The following is a 21,160-nucleotide window of genomic DNA, read 5'->3' on the forward strand; positions in this document are numbered from 1 at the left end:
ATGGAGCTGACGGATACTAATCGATCGAGGACTTCCCCTCAAGGCACATGAAAGATTCGGTACTTTACAATGTCTCGTTTATCCGGTTTTGAGCGAACAAGCTCAGGTCCAGTGATGAAGGCGAAGAGGTCACACCCGTTCCCATCCCGAACACGGAAGTTAAGCTCTTCAGCGCCGATGGTAGTCGGGGGCTTCCCCCTGCAAGAGTAGGACGTCGCTGGGCACAAAGCCGTCTCCTTATGGAGGCGGTTTTTTTATTGTCTTTAAAAAGAAGGGCGAGATCAGGGATAAGCCAGTGAACCGGGCAGCGATTCAGCGGTTCGTCACTTTCAGAGCACGAATCGTCACTTTCGAGAGGCGAATCGTCACTTTCGAGAGGCGAATCGTCACTTTCAAGAGGCGGATCGTCACTTTCGAGAGGCGAATCGTCACTTTCAAGAGGCGAATCGTCACTTTCGAGAGGCGGATCGTCACTTTCAAGAGGCGAATCGTCACTTTCGAGAGGCGAATCGTCACTTTCAAGAGGCGAATCGTCACTTTCAGAGGAACGTCTCCGTCCTTGCTTTGCAAAACACTACAATTTACCGGCTTTATCCTTTAAACTTGGGAAAGCAAAGGCTACAGAAGATGGAGTGACCAGATCATGAATCATACAATCGATGTCCAGTCACAGGCAGAGACCGCCAGGCTGGCTGAAAAATTGGCTTCTCTGCTTGAGGGCGGAGAGGTGATTACGCTGGAGGGCGACCTCGGGGCGGGGAAGACGACCTTTACCCAGGCGCTGGCAAAAGGGCTTGGCATCAAACGGACCGTCAGCAGCCCGACATTCACCATCCTGAAGCAGTATGAAGGCAGACTGCCGCTGAACCACTTCGATGTATACCGGCTCGCGGACAGCGAAGAGGACCTTGGCTGGGATGAGCTTTTTTACGGAGATGCGGTGAGCGTCGTGGAATGGGCACAGTATATAGAAGAAGAACTTCCGGACGAACGGCTGGACATTACGATCCGGCGTCTGGATGAGGAAGGCCGCCGTTTTTCATTCTTCCCATCCGGCTCCCGATATGAATCGATGATGAAGGAGTTTATGCGATGATCTGGCTTGGATTGGATACGGCGAATGCACCCTTGTCGGTGGCCCTTGTCAGGGACGGGGAGCTGCTTATTGAACTGAATTCGGGCATGGGGCTAAACCATTCGGCGGGTGCCATGCCCGCTGTGGAGCAGCTGTTTAAAAGAGCCGGCATCCGGCCGGCTGATGTCGACGCCATTGCGGTTTCCGAAGGACCTGGGTCTTATACAGGCGTCCGGATCGGCGTGACGATCGCGAAGACGCTCGCATGGACGCTGGACAAGCCGCTCGTGGGCGTGTCGAGCCTGCGGGTGCTTGCCTCGAACATCTTCACTTATGGCGTCACGATCTGTCCCCTGATTGATGCAAGGAGGGGGAATGTATATGCCGGGCTTTATCGCAGAAGACACGAAGACGGGACGCTCGACTGCCTTCTGGAAGACCGTCATATGGCATTGTCCGATCTTCTCGACCGATTAAAGCTGGAAGGCAATCCGGTCGTCTTCGTCGGTGAAGGTGCCAGAAAAAATGAAGAGGCCTTGAAAGAAGCGCTCGGGGAGCTCGGCAGGCGCGCCCACTTTACCCAAGACATCCCGAGGGCTTCCCTTCTTATCACTGAAGCTCAGCAGGAAGAGCCTGAATCGGTGCACGCATTTTCTCCCGAATACCGCCGGATTACCGAGGCCGAGGCCAACTGGCGGAAGGCGAACAGGGAGGCCCGGGAGAAATGAGCGGCAGCACCTCGCCTGTAATCGAGTTCAGACAGATGCAGATTCCGGATGTACCGGCGGTCTACCGGGTGGAAACGGATGCGTTCAGTTCGCCATGGACCATGGAAGCGTTTGAGCAGGAAATGTTGCAGAACGAATATGCGTATTACCTGCTTGCCCTGGACGGTGAGGAGATTGTCGGGTATTGCGGTGCTTGGCTGATCCTGGATGAGTGCCATATCACGAATGTTGCCGTGCTGACTGCTTACCGGGGACACGGAATCGGCGAGGCCCTGATGCGTGAAGCGATGAGGCGGACGGCCGGGAAAGGCGCACGCGTGATGACGCTTGAAGTGCGGGTATCCAATGATCCGGCACTCGGGCTTTATCGCAAACTGGGCTTTAAAGAGGGCGGCATCCGCCGCGGGTATTATACGGACAATGGCGAAGATGCCCTTGTCATGTGGACGGAGCTGAATGAAGATGAATGATATCCATATACTTGGCATCGAGACGAGCTGTGACGAGACGGCGGCTTCGGTCGTGAAAAACGGCCGTGAGATCCTTTCGAATGTCGTCGCATCGCAAATTGAGAGCCAGAAACGGTTCGGTGGGGTCGTGCCGGAAGTGGCATCCCGCCTCCATGTCGAGCAGATCACACTCGTGATTGAAGAAGCGATGGAGCAGGCGGGCCTTCGGCCAGAAGATCTGGATGCGGTTGCCGTGACGGAAGGGCCTGGGCTTGTCGGAGCGCTTCTGATCGGTGTCAATGCCGCAAAGGCGTTTGCGTTTGCGCACGGTCTCCCGCTGATTGGTGTTCATCATATCGCCGGCCATGTGTATGCCAACCGGCTGGACGGCGGAATGGAGTTTCCCCTTGTCGCCCTGATCATCTCCGGCGGGCATACAGAGCTGGTTTACATGGAGGATGATGGCCAATTTGAGCTGATCGGTGAAACACGGGACGACGCAGCGGGGGAGGCGTATGACAAAGTCGCCCGTGTGCTCGGCCTGCCTTATCCGGGCGGACCGCACATCGACCGGCTTGCCCATGAAGCGGAGGATGCCGTCGAGTTCCCGCGGGCGCGTCTCGAGGAAGGTTCGTTCGATTTCAGCTTCAGCGGGCTTAAATCGGCGGTCATCAACCACGTCCACAACGCCCGGCAGAAGGGTCAGGAGGTCGACACCGCCACTGTCGCTGCAGGCTTCCAGGAAAGCGTCATCGACGTTGTCGTCGAAAAAACGGTTCGCGCAGCCAAAGAAAAGGGCGTCCGCCAGGTCATTGCGGCTGGCGGGGTGTCGGCCAACAAAGGGCTTCGCGCTGCATTGGGCGAGGCGCTGGAGAAGGAAGGAATCCGCTTTACCGTGCCGCCGCTCAATTTGTGCACCGACAATGCCGCAATGATCGCAGCAGCCGGCACCTCCATGTATGAGGCAGGCATTCGGAGTGACATGTCACTGAACGGCCGGCCCGGGATGGAATTGCTGTCCTGGTCGATGAAATAAACGAAGAGAAAAAGGAGAGTCCGGCCAGACCGGACTCTCCTTTTTTCGTCAGAATGCGACATGATCTGTCAAGAGGGAACATTTGTACTTATGCACATTTGTTGATAACTTGTGGGTAAGTGAAGGATATCCCCCTAAGTTATCCGCTGTTTTTTACAAGCGGGTGTGCAAAACTCTAAAAAAGGCTGTGGACAAAGTGGATAACTCTGTGAATATCCCGATATACCGGCATTTTCGCTGTTTATAAATCTGTGGAAATTCTAAGAGATTTGTTGAAAATAATAACTGCCGCAGAGAGGGATCTGCGACAGTTTCAGTCATGAGCTTATTCTTCGTCCAGTTCCATCTGCAGCTCAAGCCAGCGTTCCATGCTCGTTTCATGCAGGGCGGATCTCTCGTCCAGCTGCTGCTGGATTTCCTGGAGCTTCACATGGTCGTCTGCGTGTTCCGGAAGGTTCAGCTCGTCTTCAAGGCATTTGATTTCCGCTTCCAGTGCCACCATTTCCTCCTCGGCCTCTGCGAGTGCACGGCGGATGCGGCGTTCTTCGCGCTGCGCTTCCCGGTCAAGAGGCGCATTGGCCTTTTTAGCCGGATCGGCAGGGCGGCCCGCCTGCTGTTCGGCGGCGATCTCTGCCAGCAACTCTTCCTGCTCCCGCTTTTTCTCGACATAGTAATCATAGTCTCCCAAGAACTCTTCCGCGCCTTCAGGAGACAGTTCGATCACCTTTGTCGCAATCCGGTTGATGAAATACCGGTCATGGGAAACGAAGAGGAGCGTTCCCGGATAGTCGAGCAGAGCATTCTCGAGAACTTCCTTGCTGTCGAGATCCAAATGGTTTGTCGGCTCGTCAAGCACAAGTGTGTTGGATTTCTCAAGCACCAGCTTGGCGAGTGCCAGGCGTGCCTTCTCACCGCCCGAGAGCGTGCTGACAGGTTTCGTCACGTCGTCACCGGTGAAAAGGAAGCGTCCCAGCAGGGTGCGGATATCCTTTTCATTCATGGTCGGCCAGTCGTTCCAGATCTCCTCGAGGACGGTGCCGTTCCCGGTAAGCTCTGCCTGCTCCTGATCGTAGAAGCCGAACTCCACATTCGTGCCGAGGTCAATTGAGCCGGCAAGCTTGGGTAGCCGGCCGGTCAGCGTCTTCAGTAGCGTCGACTTGCCGACGCCGTTCGGGCCGATAAATGCGATCCGGTCTTCCCGGTAGACGCGGAAATCAAGCTGCCTGGAGACGGCATCATCCCTGTAGCCGATCGCAAGGTCCCGGACGGCCATGACGTCATTGCCGCTTTTCCTGCCGATGCCGAACGTGAACGCCGCAGATTTTTCATTGCCCTCCGGCGCTTCCATCCAATCGGTCTTTTCCAGCACCTTCCGCCGGCTCTGCGCCATTTTCGTCGTGGAGGCCCTGGCGATGTTTTTCTGGATGAACACTTCAAGCTTCGCTTTTTCATCCATCTGCTTTTCGTACATCTTCCGGTCACGCTCGTAGTTTTTCGCCTTCTGGTCGAGGTAGGCACTGTAATTGCCGGTGTACTTCGTCACTTTCCGTCGGGACACCTCATAGACGATTGTCACGACCTGGTCGAGGAAATAGCGGTCATGTGAGACGACGAGAATCGCCCCTTCATAGCCCTGCAGATACTTCTCGAGCCAGCTGAGTGTTTCGATGTCCAGGTGGTTGGTCGGCTCATCGAGGATGAGGAGGCCCGGCTTAGACAGCAGGAGACGCGCAAGTGCGAGCCGCGTGCGCTGGCCGCCTGACAAGGTCCGGATTGCTTTGCCATAGTCTTCCGGATAGAACCGCATGCCGTGCAGGACGGAGCGGGTCTCGGATTCGTACTGGTAGCCGCCCGCCTCGCCGAACCGGTGCTGCAGCGAGTCATAGGCGTCCATCACCTTCTTGTATTCCGCTTCGTCTCCGTAGACAGCAGGATCGGCCATTTTCTGCTCAAGCGTCCGCAGCTCCCGCTCCATCGCGAACAGCGGCTCGAACACCGTCATCATCTCTTCCCATATCGTGCGCTCCGAATCGAGCCCGCTGTGCTGGTCAAGGTAACCGATCCGCACGTCTTTCGGGAGGATGATGTCTCCCTCATCGCGGCCCATCTGGCCGGTGATGATCTTGAGCAGCGTCGATTTGCCGGCGCCGTTTCGGCCGACAAGGGCCACACGGTCACGGTGCTGCACTTCCAATTTAACGCCCGAGAGGATTTCCTCCCCGGCGAATGATTTCGTCACGTTATTCACTTGAAGGACGATCATAGTCTACACCCCTATTCTTCTACAGTTTACTGGATAGGGGGCAGACGGCGCAACGGCGCGACTTTACAGGAATCGCGGGCTCATGTAAGATGGTAACGGCTCACGCACGGACGGTTTTGATGGAGGCTATCATGAAAGAAGAAACTCAACGGGTCCCGCAGGCGACCTCAAAGCGTCTGCCGCTTTATTACCGGTTTATCCAGAAGCTTGCCAACGAAGGGAAGGAGCGTATCTCTTCCCAGGAGCTGAGCGAGGCGATGAAAATCGACTCCGCCACGATCCGGAGGGATTTCTCCTATTTCGGAGCGCTCGGGAAGAAGGGCTACGGCTATGACGTCCGCCGGCTGTTGGAATTCTTCCGCAAGACGCTGGACCAGGATGAGGCGGTCAATCTCGCGCTTATAGGCGTCGGGAGCCTCGGCAATGCGTTTCTGAAATATAATTTTGAGAAAAACCACAACACCCGGATTGTTGTGGCATTCGACCCCAATGCGGCCGAAGAAGGAACGATGTCAAACGGCATCCCGATCTTCCGGCCCGAGCGGCTGGAGGAAAAGCTGCCGGACTTCGGCGTCCAGATGGCTGTCCTCACCGTGCCGGCCCGCGTCGCACAGGACATGACCGACCGCCTGGCAACGCTCGGAGTCAAGGGCATCTTGAACTTCGCCCCGGTCCGCCTGAACGTTCCTGATGGAATCCGTGTCCACTCGATCGACCTGTCTGTCGAGATGCAGGCGCTGGTTTACGCCATCCGGAATGACGAAAAGAATTCACAAACGTCCGTTTGATTAAATGGAGTTTCCCGCCTGTTTGGTGTAGAATTGAACTATTAACAAGGGAGGTGCCGTCATGTCACCAGGTCCATTGAGTCTGATCATCATCGCCATCGTCGCACTCATCATCTTCGGGCCGAAAAAGCTTCCTGAGTTCGGCAAAGCGATCGGTTCGTCGCTCCGTGAATTCAAGAATGCCACAAAAGGCCTTGTGGACGACGACGACGACAGCACGAAGAAAGCTGCCGACCAGAAAGACGCCAAGTGATGGCGCCCCGTTAGGACGTTATCGTTATGAATGAAAAGCAACTTTCGATTATTGAGCATATAGAAGAATTGAGAAAACGGCTGATGATCATCGTCGTTTTCTTCGTTTTTGCCGTAGCGGCAGGGTTCTTCCTTGCTCCGCCGGTCATCCAGTTCCTGCAGAACAGCGATGAAGCGGAACAGTTCACGCTGAACGCCTTTAACGTGGCCGACCCGATGATCATTTACCTGAAGGTAATCGTCTTCGTCGGGTTCGTGCTCGTCTCGCCGGTGATCCTGTATCAGCTTTGGGCGTTTATCGCACCGGGGCTGTCTCCGACGGAGCGGCGGGTGACGCTCAGCTACATTCCCTACGCTTTCCTGCTGTTCCTCGCAGGAATCAGCTTTTCGTACTTTATCCTGTTCCCGTATGTCATTTCATTTATGACCAGTTTGTCAGATACGCTGGAGATCCAGCAGACGATCGGAATCAACGAATACTTTAACTTCCTGTTCCAGATCACAGTGCCATTCGGAATCGTCTTTCAGTTGCCGGTCGTGCTTCTTTTCCTGTCACGGCTCGGCATCCTGAATCCGGAAGTACTCGTGAAATTCCGGAAGTACAGTTATTTTGTTCTCTTTGTCATTGCGGCCTTTATCACGCCGCCGGACCTGTTCTCTCACCTGTTTACGACAGTGCCGCTGATCATCTTGTATGAGTTCAGCGTCAGCATTTCGCGCGTCGGCTACCGGAAGTTCCTGAAGGCTGAGGAGAAGCGCCTGGAGGAAGAAAGGGAAGCGGAGCGGGAACGTATTCTCAAAGAACAGCAAGAACGCCTCAATGCGGACTGACCGCATGGGGTGTTTTTTGTTGCGGAGAAGCCCATAGCCCGAGCCGCTCCCTGTCCTCGTGGCTGTTACGAAGTACTCGGAGGCCGCCTGGATGCACTCGCAGTCAGTTTGAAAGTACTCAGTCCATCCCATCCCAAAACAAAAGCCGCAATCCCTCACCCGGGAATGCGGCTTTTCAATTACTGCATATTCGCAATGCGTTCCATCTGGTCGATGAACTCCTGAATTTTGTCGAGGTTCAGCTGGACCGCCATGACAAATCCGTTCAGCAGCATATGAGCGATGATCGATGTGATCAGACGCTTTGTCACCTGGTAAAGGAACGCGAAGATGAAGCCGGATGCGGCGTAGAGGAGGATGTGAGTAAAATCCATATGCACAGCCGCAAATACGAGCGAGCTGACCGCTGCCGCGACAAAAAAGTTCGTGCGTTCGACAAGTCCGCCGAAAATGATCCGGCGGAAGATGAACTCTTCCAAGATCGGAGCGAAAAGCACGACAGCAACGATGGCGACCGGCGCCATGTCGGCGACGGAGACGAGGGCAGCCGTATTGTCGGAGCCCGGCTCAATGCCGAGTTGCTGCTCGATCATCCCCGCGGCCCCCTGGCCGAACAGCACCATGAAGAATCCCGCAATCCCGAGGACAATGGCCACCCACAGGGGGGACCGCTTGCCTTTTGGCGTCTTGAAATAATGCTTGTCCTTATTAGAAAGGAGGAGTGCCGCAATGGTGGTGATGCCGAAAGCGATGAACATCCACCAGCCTGATGCAGCAAGGTACGCCTCCTGCCGTGTCCGGCCGTCGGAAACGAACGGAATCAGGATCGGAAGCCCGATCACTCCGGACAGTTGTGCAATGATGTATATGATAAAAATCCATAGGGAAGTGTTGGTTTTTTTCACGTGAAGATTCCTTTCCTGAAGCCAGAGCTTTCTCTCTCGATTGTAGAGGGTATGAGGGGAAAGTTCAAAGCGGAAACTTTTAGACTTTACGCTTGCAAAATGGAAAGGGATTCATTATGATAATAACTGTGTTAGCACTCCCCTATGATGAGTGCTAACAAACGACAAATAACGACATCAGATTGAGGAGGGTGTTTCACGTGTTGAAACCACTGGGCGATCGAATCATCATCGAATTGATCGAAGCTGAAGAAACGACTTCGAGCGGCATCGTACTTCCTGACTCCGCGAAAGAAAAGCCTCAAGAAGGCAAGGTCATCGCAGTCGGCACCGGCCGTTACCTCGACAACGGCACGAAAGTCGAGCTCGAAGTAAAAGAAGGCGACACGATCATCTTCTCAAAATATGCCGGCACTGAAGTGAAATACGGCGGGGAAGAATACCTCATTCTCCGTGAAAACGACGTACTGGCCATCCTCGGCTAAGCCGGGCTTGGATGAAACTCTTAAATAAACAAGAACGATTTCAGGAGGGACTTATCTGATGGCAAAGGAAATCAAATTCAACGAAGATGCACGCAGCCTGATGCTCAAAGGCGTCGACAAACTGGCTGACGCAGTTAAAGTTACACTCGGGCCTAAAGGCCGCAACGTGGTACTCGAAAAGAAATTCGGTTCGCCGCTCATCACAAACGACGGCGTGACGATTGCAAAAGAGATCGAACTCGAAGATCCATATGAAAACATGGGCGCAAAGCTCGTCTCCGAAGTTGCTTCGAAGACGAATGACATCGCAGGTGACGGTACGACAACGGCTACGGTCCTCGCTCAGGCGATGATCCGCGAAGGCCTCAAGAACGTTACGGCCGGCGCAAACCCTGTCGGCATCCGCAAGGGAATCGAAAAAGCGGTTGAGACGGCTGTTACCGAACTCAAGAATATCTCGACTGAAATCGAAGGCAAGGATTCGATCGCACAAGTTGCAGCAATCTCTTCCGGCGACGAGGAAGTCGGCGAACTGATCGCTGAAGCGATGGAGCGTGTCGGCAACGATGGCGTCATCACGATCGAAGAATCCAAAGGCTTCTCGACTGAACTAGACGTTGTTGAAGGGATGCAGTTCGACCGCGGTTACGCGTCCCCTTACATGATCTCCGACTCCGACAAGATGGAAGCGGTTCTCGAGAACCCGTACATTCTGATCACGGACAAGAAGATCGCGAACATCCAGGAAATCCTGCCTGTCCTTGAGCAGGTTGTCCAGCAGGGCAAACCGCTTCTCCTCATCTCCGAAGATGTGGAAGGCGAAGCGCTTGCGACACTCGTCGTCAACAAGCTCCGCGGCACATTCAACGCAGTTGCAGTCAAGGCGCCTGGCTTCGGCGACCGCCGCAAGGCAATGCTCGAAGACATCGCGATCCTCACTGGCGGCCAGGTGATCACGGAAGACCTCGGACTTGACCTGAAGTCTGCTGACTTGACCCAGCTCGGCCGCGCGGCGAAAGTCGTCGTCACAAAAGACAACACGACAATCGTCGAAGGTGCAGGCGACGCTGCGAACATCGAAGCTCGCGTGAACCAGATCCGCGCGCAACTCGAAGAAACGACTTCCGAGTTTGATAAGGAAAAACTCCAAGAGCGCCTTGCTAAGCTCGCAGGCGGCGTAGCCGTCATCAAAGTCGGCGCAGCAACCGAAACCGAACTGAAAGAACGCAAGCTCCGCATTGAAGACGCCCTGAACGCGACTCGCGCAGCGGTCGAGGAAGGCATCGTTTCCGGCGGCGGTACGGCGTTCGTCAACGTCTACAGTAAAGTGGCAGACCTTCAAGAATCCGTTGAAGGCGATGTCGCAACAGGCGTCAAGATCGTCCTCCGCGCACTTGAAGAGCCGGTCCGCCAGATCGCGACAAACGCTGGCCTCGAAGGCTCCATCGTCGTCGACCGCCTGAAGCGCGAAGAAGTTGGCACAGGCTTCAACGCAGCGGAAGGCACTTGGGTCAACATGACCGAATCCGGCATCGTCGACCCGACGAAGGTGACGCGTTCCGCACTCCAGAACGCTGCATCCGTCGCAGCCCTCTTCCTCACAACGGAAGCGGTCGTCGCAGACATCCCGGAACCTGCAGCAGCAGGCGGCGGTATGCCTGACATGGGCGGCATGGGCGGCATGATGTAAGATCGCGCTCTCTAAGAAGGCCTCTCACCAGTTCACTGAACTGGTGAGGGGCCTTTTTTCATTGATTCAGGGATTAATCAATTCCTTCTATTTTATTTCTTTCTTCCACAGGTTTGGTTATTCATGTGATGTTCTATTTACTGATAACCGAATCGCTTTTTCGATCATTTGAGCTTGAAAAGTCACAATCCATCTGTTTTTTTTACTTTATCGTTTAAGGTTATGCTAGGGTTAAAGGAGTGAAAAGTGACGCTTTTCTAAAAAGGGGGAGAAAAACCATGTATCCAAACATACTTAGACACCCAGGCCCGACACCCATACCTAAAAAAGTGGAACTGGCAATGGCACAAAACATGATCAGCCATCGTTCAGAGGAATTTGTGAAGCTTTACCGGGAAACGACGGAACATGTAAAGCCTGTATTCGGAACAAAGCAGGATATTTTGCTTTTACCTTCAGGCGGGACAGCAGCATTGGAAGCTGCTGTGGTCAATATTGCTTCTCCAGGTGATGAAGTGGTTGTTGTCACGGTCGGAGCTTTTGGAGATTACTTCGTTTCGATTTGTGAAAAGTATGGACTCAACGTACATAAGCTTCAAAAAGAGTGGGGAGAAGCCTGTACGAAAGAAGAGTTGGGTGACTTTTTGAAACCGTTATCCAATATTAAGGCAGTCTTTGCTACGTATAACGAAACGTCAACAGGAATCTTAAACCCTGTCGGACAACTGGGAGAAGCAGTGCGCGAGCATTCGGACGCTCTCTTTATCGTCGATGGTGTAAGCGCAATCGGAGGGGCTCCTGCAGAGATGGACGAATGGGGCATCGATATTTTAGTGACAGGTTCACAAAAAGCGATGATGCTTCCACCGGGGCTTGCTCTTTTGGCAGTAAGTGACCAAGCTTGGAAAGTGATCGAGTCAAATGACTCTTCGGCTTATTATTTAAACCTTTTAAGTTATCGGGAGTGGAATGAAAAAGGGATGACCCCGAATACTCCTGCAGTCTCTCTGATTATGGGGCTTTCAGCTGTGTGCGATTTGATTGATGAAGAAGGCGGATTTTCGAAAACAGTTGAGCGGCATGAAGTGATGAAAAACATGGTCCGGAAATCGATGAACGCACTGTCAATCGGCTTGTTGACAACTGATGAATATGCATCACCGACCATTACGGCGATCCGCACTCCTGAGGGTCTTGATCTCGGAAGCTTCTTAGGTCATTTAAAGAAAACGTATCATCTTGATTTTGCCGGAGGTCTTGGCCCACTTCAGGGGAAAATCTTTAGATTTGGGCATATGGGGTATTGTTTCCCAAGTGATATCCTCGAAGCGGTATCTCTGATGGAAGCAGGATTACAAGACTTTTCATATCCATTTGAACCTGGGGCTGGAGTGAAAGCAGCACAAGAAGTTTACTTATCTTCGGTAAGAAAGCCATAAGCGGCTGCATATTGGTGAAATCGTGCAGCGCATCGCGGTCTGCAGTAAGACCAAGTGAAAGAGGTCAGCCATGGAAAATGGCTGACCTCTTTTTACTTGGGTTTATATCTTGATATCGATTTTCGCACTTTCCTTCAACTTTTCAACTTGCTGAACGAGTTGTTCCTGCTGTTTTTGCTGCTGAAGAGACTGCTCGATTTGTGGTTTCATTTCTTCTAGTTTTGGTACTTCTTGATTCGCAGCCTTGCCTTGTTCCGCGAATTGATCATAGGTTTTTTGAATTTCTTCATCGGTGATTTCACCAACCGGCACTTCTTTCTCAACGTACTGCTGTAGTTGAATGTCTTGGGCGACTTGAGCTTTAAGTGATTTCATATCCATTCCGGATTCTTTAAGGGCTGCTTTGAATTCTTCTTCGGTCTTGAATTGTCCTTTTACTTCGTCCAGTTTCTTATTGATGTCTGACTCTGAAGCCTGATAGCCTTTTTCATCCGCCTCTTGCAGAAGAAGCGTTTGTCCGACCAGGCTGTCAATGGTCTGGGTTTTTATTTGCTCTGCAGCTTCTTTAGAAGTGGGGTCTTGTCCCATTTGCTGCATCTGTCCCTGTGAAGAGGCCAAAGCGTTATTGTATTGGCTGCCCAAAATTTCTTCATCATTCACGACGGCGACGGTTTTCTTTTCATCGACTTGCTGTTTTTCCAACTTCTTTTGCATGTCTTCCATTTGCTTCTGCTGATCGGTTTCTGCTGTTGCTGCTTTATTCTCCTGATCGGCTTCTTTGCTTTCTTCATTTCCTCCGCATGCCGCTAACACAACAGCCAAAAAGCTGGTCATTAATATAGACATTATTTTTTTCATGAATAACGATCCCCTTCCTCAGACAAGAAGTCTATCCTGGCATTATAATGCATCGCTAATGGAAAAAAAGCGTTTTGAGCCATTCTTAATCGGATTGTAAATGGACTGAAATGCATTTTAATATCTGTAATGATGACTGGTTTCTAATCCACTAAGGGGCTTCACATTGGTTTTAACGGCTATTGGGAAGCCTTTTTTCATTAGATTGTTCTGTTATAATCGGATAAGGAAAGAAGTTAGAAGAGTTTGATATTACTTGCAAGAAACACCCCAGTCTGGGGTGTGTGGTCAGTTCCTGCATAAGGGGGAGAGCGAGATGGAAACCGTATACTTTGCAGGCGGGTGTTTATGGGGCGTTCAAGCTTTTATAAAGACCTTGCCCGGGGTTCAGTTTACAGAAGCGGGAAGGGCCAATGGAGCGTCAGACACTCTTGATGGCGACTATGATGGTTATGCCGAATGTGTCAAAACAGGTTTTGATCCGGCAGTGGTCACCATAAGGGAATTGATGGGGTATTTCTTTGAAATCATTGATCCGTACAGCTTGAATCAACAGGGACAGGATGTCGGGGAGAAATACAGAACCGGCGTCTATAGTGAAAAGGAAGAACACTTAAAAGAAGCGAAGACATTTCTTCGTTCGAGAAGTGATGATGAACAGATTGTAGTTGAAGTATTGCCTCTTACAAACTACTTGAGTAGCGCAGAAGAACATCAGGATCGCTTAGCCAGATATCCGAACGATTATTGTCATATCCCGGAAGAATTATTAAGTAAATATAGGTGATGTACGCGCAAGGCCTCTTAACCATTCGTGGTATGTTGAGAGGCCTTTTCCCCTGGTCTAGGTTTCTGTCCTTTAGAGTCATCTGCATTCTGGTCCGTGCCCATTTTAAATGGGTTCAGACGTTTTTTCTTTGGAACAATCAATAAAAAAGATGGTAAAATTCGTTAGTTCATTATATATTTTTTACTATAGAGGTCCTGAAATCATTACATGGATATTTTCCGTTCAATGCACTTCTAAATGATCTCTGATGCTGTCACAGCGGCGTTATATGTGACCCATTAAGGGAGCTACATCAGGCAATACGTGCCCTGCAGCTTGGCCAAGCGTTCCTCACTAATTAAACGCTAAAGGCGTTAATGTGTTGAAACAAAAACATTACCTACACCGAGGAGAAAAGGATGAACACAAAACAGATCACCCAGTTGCTTGATATGCATCAATATCAAGATGCCTTAACGCTCTTAGCGGAAGCCTTCCAAAATCCGGAACCGGTCAAGCTTTCTGCAATCCGCGAGTTCCTGGATCAGCCCGAGGAAACGATCCAGGAGATTCTGACCATCATGGACGCCGCACTGATGAGCCGCTGGGGTAGAATTGTTGCCCGGTACAGTCACAGGAAGCTGAAGACGCCGAACACACTGATCTGGTATTGCCAGGAATTGATCGATGAAAACAAGCTGATTGAAGCTGAAGAGCTTCTAAAGAAGCTGGAGAAGAGTGATCTGCCTGCCAAAACAGCAGAAAAACTGTATTTCAACATGGCCGACCTTCTGATCCGGATGCGCCGATTCAACGAGGGATGTCAATACCTGGAGAAATGCGCCGAAGTGACAACAGAATCAATGGCGATCAGGGAGTCTTATTATTATCTCTACCGGGGTGAATGGGCGGAAGCGGTCCAGCTTCTGGAGGATGGAAAACAGGACGAGAAAAACGGTGAGATTGCTTATGCGGTTCTCGCGCAACATTACAGTTTGCGTGGAGACTACAGGAAAGCGGAACTGGCCGTTAACGAAGGCCTGAACGAGTATCCGTTCTGTCCAAAGCTGCTGGCCGAAAAAATCAGGATTCTATACGCGCAAAAATATTGGCCAGAAATGCGGGAAACCATTGCCGTGCTCAATAAGATCTCCCCGTTTCATGACTACCGCAAGCTGTTCGGGTTTTACGAAGCGGTCAGCTTCTATAAAGAACAAAGTTGGGGGGAACTCGAGCAGTTTCTCACGGCTCATCCTGAACTCCGGCAGGACACACTCTTTAAAAGGTTCAGCAGCAGTAAAGCACATCTTGCGAAACAACTGTCCTACAGGCAAGTTGTCCAAAATTATAACTACTGTCTGCCGGCCAGTGCTGAAATGCTCCTCAGCATGTTTTCGGCCGAAATCACCCAGGATGAAATAGCCGAAGCGATTTTTGAAAATAACGGTTCCCAGGTGTCCAAAGTGATCAGCTTTTTCAGGGAGACGGGATATCACAGCGTCCTTTTCCACGGAAATGAAGAACGCTATAAGAAGCTGGTCGATCTGGGAGCGGGTGTTCTGATTACAATTGATTATCCGATTGAATCACACGTCCAGGTGCTTACCGGATATGATGATCATCTTGAAGTGTTCACCGTGCAGGATCCGAATTTCCGTGAGGTGCATACCGTGGATTATGAGGAGCTGGACAAGGAATTCGGAAATAACCATGCATTGTCGTTGGCGGTTCTGCCGGTCAGTGAGAAGGACAAACTTGAATTCCTGGATGAAAGCGAGCATGAGATTGCCGGCAGGATGCTGCTTCTAACAGAAAACTGTGACCAGCCGCTGAGCTTGGAAGACACTGAATTCCTCAGGGTTCATATGGAACATCCGATTGTGGCGATCTATAGCGCAAAATACCTTTCCCGCATGACTGATAAAAACATGCTGGACGGCATGATTCAGGTACTGAAACAGACGCTTTCTGATTCTGTCTACCGTGATCTGGTTACAGCATTGGCGTATGTCCAGGCAAATGAGGGGGATCTGGCGAGAAACGTGCTTGAGGGCATGACAGGCGGCTCCCGTATTTCAACCTATTGGTATCTGTTGGGAAGGCTTAGCGCCGATAAAGGGGAGTTTCAGCAAGCTGCGGGAGAGTTCCGCAGGGCGGCCGAGTTGGAACCTGCTGATTCCAGTCTTTGGTCATACCAGGCGATTTCTGTTTCCCATGCCGGGGATTTATCTGAAGGGCTGCGGCTATCTGAAATCGCACTTGATATCAATGGCGCCGATGACTTTGCATTGGTCAATCACGGCATCATCCTGTTTGATGCGGGACGGTATGAGGAAGCCAGGAACTGCTTTACAAAAGCCCTCCGTATCAAAAAGAACAGCGCCCATATCTGGTATGAGAGAGCGCGCTGCGATCTGCAGCTTGATCGATATCATCAAGCAAAAAGAGGTTTTGCAGTCGCCATTTCCCTGGAACCGGCCAATCCTCAGCCTTATCGGGAACTCGCTCTTATTTATGAACTGGTTCATGAAGATGCCGGAGCGGGTGAAGCAACGCTTAGGAAAGGTCTGGAAGCCACAGGAAACGCTTATCTGCTGCTTGTAGAGATGGGGGAACTTGGCGAACGTTCAAAGAACCTTGAAATGGCCCGATCGTATTACACAAAAGCGACGGAGAAGGAGCCTGAGAACCCGGAAGCATGGGTGAGCCTGGCGAACCTGATCAAAGAAGAAGGAAACCTTGATGAATTCTTTATGACCATGAACGGACTGAAGGAACGGTTCGGCGGCAGTCATGATTTCCTGATTAATGGAGGAAACTTGATCTGTGAAGCTGCCGGCCAGTCGGAGGACCCGGGCACATACATGGAGCAGGGGCTTGCCTTCATGGAAGAAGGCATCCGAATGGCCGGAACAAGCCTCCATGAAGCGCTCGAGCTCTATACCGGACTGATCCGGGATTCCCTTTCTTACAGGAGAGGGATCAAATTTCTAGAAGATGGGCGCAACGGTAAAGAGGATAATCGCCTGTTCCTCTTCCATGCGGGCGTCCTTTATGGGGATAGCGGCCATTACGGAAAGGCAAAAAAGTATTTGGAAGAGGCACTGGAACGTAAAGAGGAGATTCAGACATTGTCCAGGCTGGGAGACGTCCATTTCAAGATGGAAGACAATGAACAGGCCATCCTCTACTATAAACGGGTTCTGAAGCTGGATCCTTCCAATGAGCAGGCTTTCCTGGACCTTGCTTCCGTTGCGAACAAAACGGGGAATCAGCATGAAGAGCTTCATTATTTATTGGAAGCATTTAAGGTCAATCCGTATGCCATCCCGGTGGAAATGGCTGCCGGCCTGATGGATCAGCAACAGCTTCGGAAGTTTCTAAGCGACATCAAAGGTCTGGATATGGAAACGTTTGATGAAGCTTTCCTGTACGATAGCATGGCGACCATTTACGGGAAGCTTGGCCAATTGGACCGGGAGGAAGAGTATCTGGCCAAAGCATTGGAAGCTTCACCGGAAATGCCCCACCTGCTTCATCAGCAGGCCAAGTTCCTGTTCAGGAAAGGGGAACAAAAGCAGGCCCGTAAGCTTCTGCTGCAGCTGATAGAAAATCATGCTGACGAACAGGAATTCTATGAAACGCTTATTGAATTCTTCCACGGGAAATCATTGGGCAAGCTGAAAACCCAGCTTGGGGCACTGAAGCTCCCAGCACAGGAAATCAGCACGGCATTGATGTACAGCGCCGCTGCTCTGGAAAAAGTGGTCGTTCCTTTGCTGGCCGAGCAGAACGAGAAACAAGGGGTTTTCAAAAAGTGGATCGGGGCTGCACAAACCACCCTGCAGCTGGGCGTCTTGATCGACCTCTATGAAACTGCCATCCAAAAGGACAGGGAGAATATCCAGGCCGCAGTCTGGTTCGCGGACTTTTACATGGCAGCCTTCCTTGTCGGGGATGCAATCAAAACCCTGGAAACTGCCCTTTCTCATCATTGGGATGACGACCTTGCCTATAAACTTGTTTTGTTGTATATCCATGAGCAGGAGACATTCAGTGAGAAGAAGCGGGAGCGGCATCTGTTGAAGGCGCAGTCTCTCTTGCATCAGCTGCAAAGCCGTCATCAGGAACCGGAATATGTATTCCAGCTTGGGTTCTCCCTGTTCTTGCAGGGGGACTATCCGAAAGCTGAAGGCGCCTATCTGGAATGCTTAAAACTCGATCCGGCGACCGAGAATGCATACTTCTTCCTGGGTAAAATATATTCGGAAATGGAGCAATATCCAAAAGCAGAGCAAGCGATGAAGAAAGCGATTGAGCAGGCACCGGAAGATCCCGATGTCTGGAATGAGCTTGGAATCATTTACCGGATGCAGGACAAGACGCATGAAGCGCTTCACTGCATCGAGCATGCCACTGCCCTTCATCCGGATGATCTGTTCTTCCAATACAATCGGGCGTGCTATCTATCATTGCTCGGACGTTTTGAAGAATCATCCCGGCAACTGGAAAGAGTGTTCGAACTGGACGAAGAAGAAATGTTTCTGGAGTTGTCGCATGACGACGAAGATCTTGAACCATTGAAGCAAGCCGGACATTTTCCTCTCGTAAGGGAAGGGTGAAGGAAAAGGCCTCTCAACCATTCGCTGAATGGTGAGAGGCCTTTTCCTTGGGTCGATTAAACCGGCAATTCATCCGGGAAAAAAATTGCCCGTCCTTTTTCCCGTTTATCCAGCATGATCTGTTTCTGCTGGATGCCCTGTGCCCGCAAGACGTCAATGTTTTGTGAAAGGAACTCATCGCTGCCGACAATATAGAAAAGTCCGTCCCGGTCGGCTGCCAGCTTTTTCACTTCTTCATAGTAGTCTTCACGTCGGTCAACGAACTGTGCCGTGAACTTTTTCTCCGGTGCAGATTCAAAGACATCCGTGAATAAGAAGTCCTTTGTTGAATCGATATTGAGGGAATGGATTTGGCTGACGTTGTCAGACCGCTCGAGGTATTCAAGCACAAGCGGTCTGAAGGTGGCCAGGCCGACTCCGGATGACAGCAGATAAACGTTTTTGTTTTCCCGCTTCAGCGGAACATTGGAATGTGTCTTAAACAAGGCTACTTCATCGCCGGCTTTGAGGTTTCTCAGAATTGATTTGTACTCTGAGCATTGCTCCCGGATGCGTGTAGTAATCCCAATTGACTCTTCGTGCGGCAACGTGGAGATGGACATATGGCGGACCAGGCTTTTATTCGGCTTATCGCCGGCATTGAAACCTTTCAGCGCCAGGTGGGTGTGGGAACCTTCTTCCCAGGTAAAGCCTTCCGGTAGGTCGAGCATATAGGTTTTGACCTCAGGTGTTTCATCAATGATCTGATTAATCTTGGTCCAGTATATTTGCACGGTCAATTCTCCTCTTTATAAAAGATGTCTCGCTGCTTTCACTATACATTAATTGATAACTATTCTCAATTGATTGTTTTCATTTAAACGAACCAGAAATCCCCTCAGCGACCGGAAGCAGTCGCTGAGGGGACATGAATTTATGAAGTTAAACACAGCACAATAATCCGGTACGGCACAGTCTGGGCAGGGATGCTGCGGGTTGTCGGACCATAATGGACAATCAGATCATGGTTTCCCGGATATCGCGAAAAAGGTTGACCGTTGGTTAAAAGGATTTGGGTCTCGGAGGATAAATTAAGTTTCAGGTTGCCATCACTGCTCATCAATTGATTGTCGAAGTGATCCACCTTGAAGTTTTGGTTGGGGTTATCTTTCACAATGACCAGCGCCTGATATTGAGGAGGATAGATCAGGATCACCGGCAAATCTCCATTGTAATAGCCGGTCACGCGGTCTCCCACGAGAATGATTTCGTGATCCACGAAGTAAGTGGATGGGGTTACCACGAAATTGACGATGGACCCCATGCCATTTTCAACGGTAAATAATTTAAAACAACCCCTGTTAAAGCCCGGGTTAAAATCGCTGATTGCCGTGACTGTTCCGTGAAATGAATAAAAGTTCGTCATTCGACGCCTCCAAATCCCAGAAAATCACTGACTGCATCTGCATACGGCTCTTTAGGGAAGTCCTTATAAAACTGGCTGGCGAGTCGGACCGGGTCACCAAAAAAGTACCGTTCATATTGCGTTTCCCTGGTCCCGAACGAACTCATGGTCAGATCCCAGGCCAATCGGAACACTTTGACCCGTTCTTCGGCTGGCTTCGTTGCACCTTGGAGGTACTGGTCCAGGTCCTTTCTGATGGGTGAGTGAAACGCCTTTTCGGTCGGCAACGTAATCATTCCGCTGGCACCCATGATTTGAATAATTTCAGTAAACCGGGGATACAGTTTAGGGAACGTTACACTTGCCACATTCAGCGGGAGCACATTGGGGCGCATCACCCCATACTCATCAGGGGCGGCGCCATTTTCCGCTTTCTCCAGCAGCGCCCTCATCGTTTCGAGGCCAACCATGATCTCGGTGATTTTCTCCTGGATATGCGGATAGTCACTGACTTTGATGGTTTCAACAAGCAACTGTGCCACGCCTAAGAGGAATTCGGTTTTGGCAATCTGCCTCGTGATGACCTGATGTTTGGCAAATGCATGAAAAGAACTTTGTGTGATGAATTCTTCCGCTACCTCACCGTTATTAAAATAAAACACGCGATTCCATGGAACCAGGACGTTGTCGAACGCGACAATGGTATCCATTTCCTCAAAGCGCGAACTTAAAGGATGATCAAAACGGGACGTGCCTCCCATGAAGGTGTCGCGGCAGATGAATTTCAATCCCTCGGTATTGGAGGGAATGGAGAACGCGAATGCTTCGTCTTCATTAAATAAAAACCTGCCTACACTAACAACGAGCACTTCATCGGTCAGTCCGCCCTGTGTCGCAAGCAGTCGCGCTCCTTTAACAATGATTCCGTCATCCTTCACTTTGACGACTTTCAATGCAATAGGCTCTTTGCTGTTTTCAATATAAATCTGGGAGCGGTTTACCTGGGGGCTGATAAATGTATGAGTGAACGATAAGTCCTTTTCTCTGGCAAGCTTATAGAAAGCGGTCAGGTTTTCCGGAAAGCAGTTTTCTTTTCCCTCCAGAAAGCTTGCGGAAGAAGCAAAGCTCATCAGGACAGTGTTCAAATAATCCGGGCTTCTCCCCATCATTCCGTGTGTCTGTCTTGCCCACAGTTCCGACGCTTTCCGCTTCTTGATTAATTCCTCAATGCTTTTTGGCTGCAAATACGACAGCCCGATCCGGCTGCCGGTGTCCGGAGACAGGAAGGTCATGTCATTTTGGTATTGGGGGTTTAGCTGCAAATCGTACAGCGCAGCCTTTTCATGAAGAATTCCTTTAAACACAGGGTGCTGAGAAATGAGCCCTTCCACTTTCTTGCCATCCAACCAAACTTCGTTGTTCAGTTGGTTTATCCGGTTCACGTACGTTTTTCCGTCAATTGCCCCCACGCGTTCCCTCCCGTCGGTCTTCACAATTTATGTAAGGTACCTGTACATTTCTCATCAGGCAGGTAAGGCGAATCGCCTGTTTTAATGATATGCAGCCGCTCTTCACGATGATCACGG

The 21,160-nt window shown here is 50.9% G+C and carries 19 protein-coding genes and 1 rRNA gene; 13 read left to right on the forward strand and 7 right to left on the reverse strand.

Going from position 1 to position 21,160, the window contains the following annotated elements:
• Nucleotides 1–107 precede the first annotated feature (107 nt).
• Nucleotides 108–223 (forward strand): 5S ribosomal RNA (gene rrf / locus KHA84_RS11215).
• An 89-nt stretch (nt 224–312) separates the two neighbouring features.
• Here the strand turns inward: rrf and KHA84_RS11220 are convergent.
• Nucleotides 313–570 carry a hypothetical protein gene (locus KHA84_RS11220; RefSeq protein ID WP_213423614.1) on the reverse strand — a complete coding sequence of 86 codons (258 nt, stop codon included), beginning with the start codon at nt 568–570 and terminating at the stop codon, nt 313–315.
• A 73-nt stretch (nt 571–643) separates the two neighbouring features.
• Between KHA84_RS11220 and tsaE the strand changes: the two genes are divergently transcribed.
• From tsaE to tsaD, 4 genes are read left to right on the forward strand one after another with little or no spacing between them, the layout of a single operon-like run.
• A complete protein-coding gene (tsaE, locus tag KHA84_RS11225) occupies nt 644–1,096 on the forward strand; it encodes a tRNA (adenosine(37)-N6)-threonylcarbamoyltransferase complex ATPase subunit type 1 TsaE (RefSeq protein ID WP_213423615.1) in 453 nt (150 codons plus the stop codon).
• Nucleotides 1,093–1,803, forward strand: coding sequence for a tRNA (adenosine(37)-N6)-threonylcarbamoyltransferase complex dimerization subunit type 1 TsaB (gene tsaB, locus KHA84_RS11230; protein WP_213423616.1), 711 nt, complete (start codon nt 1,093–1,095; stop codon nt 1,801–1,803). The genes tsaE and tsaB overlap by 4 nt, the downstream gene beginning before the upstream one ends.
• Entirely contained in the window at nt 1,800–2,273 is a 474-nt protein-coding gene (gene rimI / locus KHA84_RS11235; protein WP_213423617.1) for a ribosomal protein S18-alanine N-acetyltransferase, read from the forward strand. The genes tsaB and rimI overlap by 4 nt, the downstream gene beginning before the upstream one ends.
• The gene (gene tsaD, locus KHA84_RS11240) at nt 2,266–3,288 is read left to right on the forward strand and encodes a tRNA (adenosine(37)-N6)-threonylcarbamoyltransferase complex transferase subunit TsaD (protein WP_213423806.1); all 1,023 of its coding nucleotides are present in this window, start codon (nt 2,266–2,268) and stop codon (nt 3,286–3,288) included. The genes rimI and tsaD overlap by 8 nt, the downstream gene beginning before the upstream one ends.
• Nucleotides 3,289–3,613: 325 nt before the next feature.
• On the opposite strand, the gene abc-f is transcribed toward tsaD, so the two are convergent.
• Complete coding sequence (gene abc-f / locus KHA84_RS11245; protein WP_213423618.1) at nt 3,614–5,551, reverse strand: ribosomal protection-like ABC-F family protein; 1,938 nt, start codon at nt 5,549–5,551, stop codon at nt 3,614–3,616.
• Between the two features lie 131 nt (nt 5,552–5,682).
• On the opposite strand from abc-f, the gene KHA84_RS11250 reads away from it, so the two are divergent.
• From KHA84_RS11250 to tatC, 3 genes are all read left to right on the forward strand, one after another.
• A complete protein-coding gene (locus KHA84_RS11250; RefSeq protein ID WP_213423619.1) occupies nt 5,683–6,339 on the forward strand; it encodes a redox-sensing transcriptional repressor Rex in 657 nt (218 codons plus the stop codon).
• Between the two features lie 61 nt (nt 6,340–6,400).
• The gene (gene tatA, locus KHA84_RS11255; protein ID WP_092098007.1) at nt 6,401–6,592 is read left to right on the forward strand and encodes a twin-arginine translocase TatA/TatE family subunit; all 192 of its coding nucleotides are present in this window, start codon (nt 6,401–6,403) and stop codon (nt 6,590–6,592) included.
• A 26-nt stretch (nt 6,593–6,618) separates the two neighbouring features.
• A complete protein-coding gene (gene tatC, locus KHA84_RS11260) occupies nt 6,619–7,422 on the forward strand; it encodes a twin-arginine translocase subunit TatC (protein WP_213423620.1) in 804 nt (267 codons plus the stop codon).
• 179 nt (nt 7,423–7,601) lie between these two features.
• Here the strand turns inward: tatC and KHA84_RS11265 are convergent, their stop codons facing one another.
• Nucleotides 7,602–8,327 (reverse strand): CPBP family intramembrane glutamic endopeptidase, encoded by a 726-nt coding sequence (locus KHA84_RS11265; RefSeq protein ID WP_213423621.1) that lies wholly within the window; start codon nt 8,325–8,327, stop codon nt 7,602–7,604.
• 200 nt (nt 8,328–8,527) lie between these two features.
• Between KHA84_RS11265 and groES the strand changes: the two genes are divergently transcribed.
• The 3 genes from groES (at nt 8,528) to KHA84_RS11280 (ending at nt 11,941) form a co-directional block, all read left to right on the forward strand.
• Nucleotides 8,528–8,812 (forward strand): co-chaperone GroES, encoded by a 285-nt coding sequence (gene groES / locus KHA84_RS11270; RefSeq protein ID WP_008300609.1) that lies wholly within the window; start codon nt 8,528–8,530, stop codon nt 8,810–8,812.
• A gap of 58 nt (nt 8,813–8,870) precedes the next feature.
• Nucleotides 8,871–10,502 carry a chaperonin GroEL gene (gene groL, locus KHA84_RS11275; protein ID WP_213423622.1) on the forward strand — a complete coding sequence of 544 codons (1,632 nt, stop codon included), beginning with the start codon at nt 8,871–8,873 and terminating at the stop codon, nt 10,500–10,502.
• A 278-nt stretch (nt 10,503–10,780) separates the two neighbouring features.
• Complete coding sequence (locus KHA84_RS11280) at nt 10,781–11,941, forward strand: pyridoxal-phosphate-dependent aminotransferase family protein (protein WP_213423623.1); 1,161 nt, start codon at nt 10,781–10,783, stop codon at nt 11,939–11,941.
• A gap of 102 nt (nt 11,942–12,043) precedes the next feature.
• On the opposite strand, the gene KHA84_RS11285 is transcribed toward KHA84_RS11280, so the two are convergent.
• Nucleotides 12,044–12,799 (reverse strand): SurA N-terminal domain-containing protein, encoded by a 756-nt coding sequence (locus KHA84_RS11285; protein WP_213423624.1) that lies wholly within the window; start codon nt 12,797–12,799, stop codon nt 12,044–12,046.
• 316 nt (nt 12,800–13,115) lie between these two features.
• On the opposite strand from KHA84_RS11285, the gene KHA84_RS11290 reads away from it, so the two are divergent.
• Together KHA84_RS11290 and KHA84_RS11295 are read left to right on the forward strand one after the other, a co-directional pair.
• A complete protein-coding gene (locus KHA84_RS11290; protein ID WP_213423625.1) occupies nt 13,116–13,586 on the forward strand; it encodes a peptide-methionine (S)-S-oxide reductase in 471 nt (156 codons plus the stop codon).
• Nucleotides 13,587–13,987: 401 nt separating this feature from the next.
• Entirely contained in the window at nt 13,988–18,190 is a 4,203-nt protein-coding gene (locus KHA84_RS11295) for a tetratricopeptide repeat protein (protein ID WP_213423626.1), read from the forward strand.
• A gap of 56 nt (nt 18,191–18,246) precedes the next feature.
• Here KHA84_RS11295 and KHA84_RS11300 read toward each other — a convergent pair whose 3' ends face one another.
• The 3 genes from KHA84_RS11300 to hpaB all read right to left on the reverse strand — a co-directional run bounded on the left by KHA84_RS11300 (nt 18,247) and on the right by hpaB (nt 21,043).
• Entirely contained in the window at nt 18,247–18,963 is a 717-nt protein-coding gene (locus tag KHA84_RS11300; protein ID WP_213423627.1) for an FAD-dependent oxidoreductase, read from the reverse strand.
• Between the two features lie 140 nt (nt 18,964–19,103).
• Entirely contained in the window at nt 19,104–19,595 is a 492-nt protein-coding gene (locus tag KHA84_RS11305) for a hypothetical protein (RefSeq protein WP_213423628.1), read from the reverse strand.
• Complete coding sequence (hpaB, locus tag KHA84_RS11310) at nt 19,592–21,043, reverse strand: 4-hydroxyphenylacetate 3-monooxygenase, oxygenase component (RefSeq protein WP_213423629.1); 1,452 nt, start codon at nt 21,041–21,043, stop codon at nt 19,592–19,594. Before hpaB ends, KHA84_RS11305 begins: the two co-directional genes overlap by 4 nt.
• Nucleotides 21,044–21,160: the final 117 nt, after the last annotated feature.

Source organism: Bhargavaea massiliensis, from assembly GCF_018390575.1.
Lineage (GTDB): Bacteria > Bacillota > Bacilli > Bacillales_A > Planococcaceae > Bhargavaea > Bhargavaea massiliensis.

Excerpts from the sequence above, each read along its gene's own strand:
- tsaE (WP_213423615.1), top strand. The coding sequence starts at position 644 with ATGAATCATACAATCGATGTCCAGTCACAGGCAGAGACCGCCAGGCTG.
- tsaB (WP_213423616.1), top strand. The coding sequence starts at position 1,093 with ATGATCTGGCTTGGATTGGATACGGCGAATGCACCCTTGTCGGTGGCC.
- rimI (WP_213423617.1), top strand. The coding sequence starts at position 1,800 with ATGAGCGGCAGCACCTCGCCTGTAATCGAGTTCAGACAGATGCAGATT.
- tsaD (WP_213423806.1), top strand. The coding sequence starts at position 2,266 with ATGAATGATATCCATATACTTGGCATCGAGACGAGCTGTGACGAGACG.
- abc-f (WP_213423618.1), bottom strand. The coding sequence starts at position 5,551 with ATGATCGTCCTTCAAGTGAATAACGTGACGAAATCATTCGCCGGGGAG.
- KHA84_RS11250 (WP_213423619.1), top strand. The coding sequence starts at position 5,683 with ATGAAAGAAGAAACTCAACGGGTCCCGCAGGCGACCTCAAAGCGTCTG.
- tatA (WP_092098007.1), top strand. The coding sequence starts at position 6,401 with ATGTCACCAGGTCCATTGAGTCTGATCATCATCGCCATCGTCGCACTC.
- tatC (WP_213423620.1), top strand. The coding sequence starts at position 6,619 with ATGAATGAAAAGCAACTTTCGATTATTGAGCATATAGAAGAATTGAGA.
- groL (WP_213423622.1), top strand. The coding sequence starts at position 8,871 with ATGGCAAAGGAAATCAAATTCAACGAAGATGCACGCAGCCTGATGCTC.
- KHA84_RS11280 (WP_213423623.1), top strand. The coding sequence starts at position 10,781 with ATGTATCCAAACATACTTAGACACCCAGGCCCGACACCCATACCTAAA.
- KHA84_RS11285 (WP_213423624.1), bottom strand. The coding sequence starts at position 12,799 with ATGAAAAAAATAATGTCTATATTAATGACCAGCTTTTTGGCTGTTGTG.
- KHA84_RS11290 (WP_213423625.1), top strand. The coding sequence starts at position 13,116 with ATGGAAACCGTATACTTTGCAGGCGGGTGTTTATGGGGCGTTCAAGCT.
- KHA84_RS11295 (WP_213423626.1), top strand. The coding sequence starts at position 13,988 with ATGAACACAAAACAGATCACCCAGTTGCTTGATATGCATCAATATCAA.
- KHA84_RS11305 (WP_213423628.1), bottom strand. The coding sequence starts at position 19,595 with ATGACGAACTTTTATTCATTTCACGGAACAGTCACGGCAATCAGCGAT.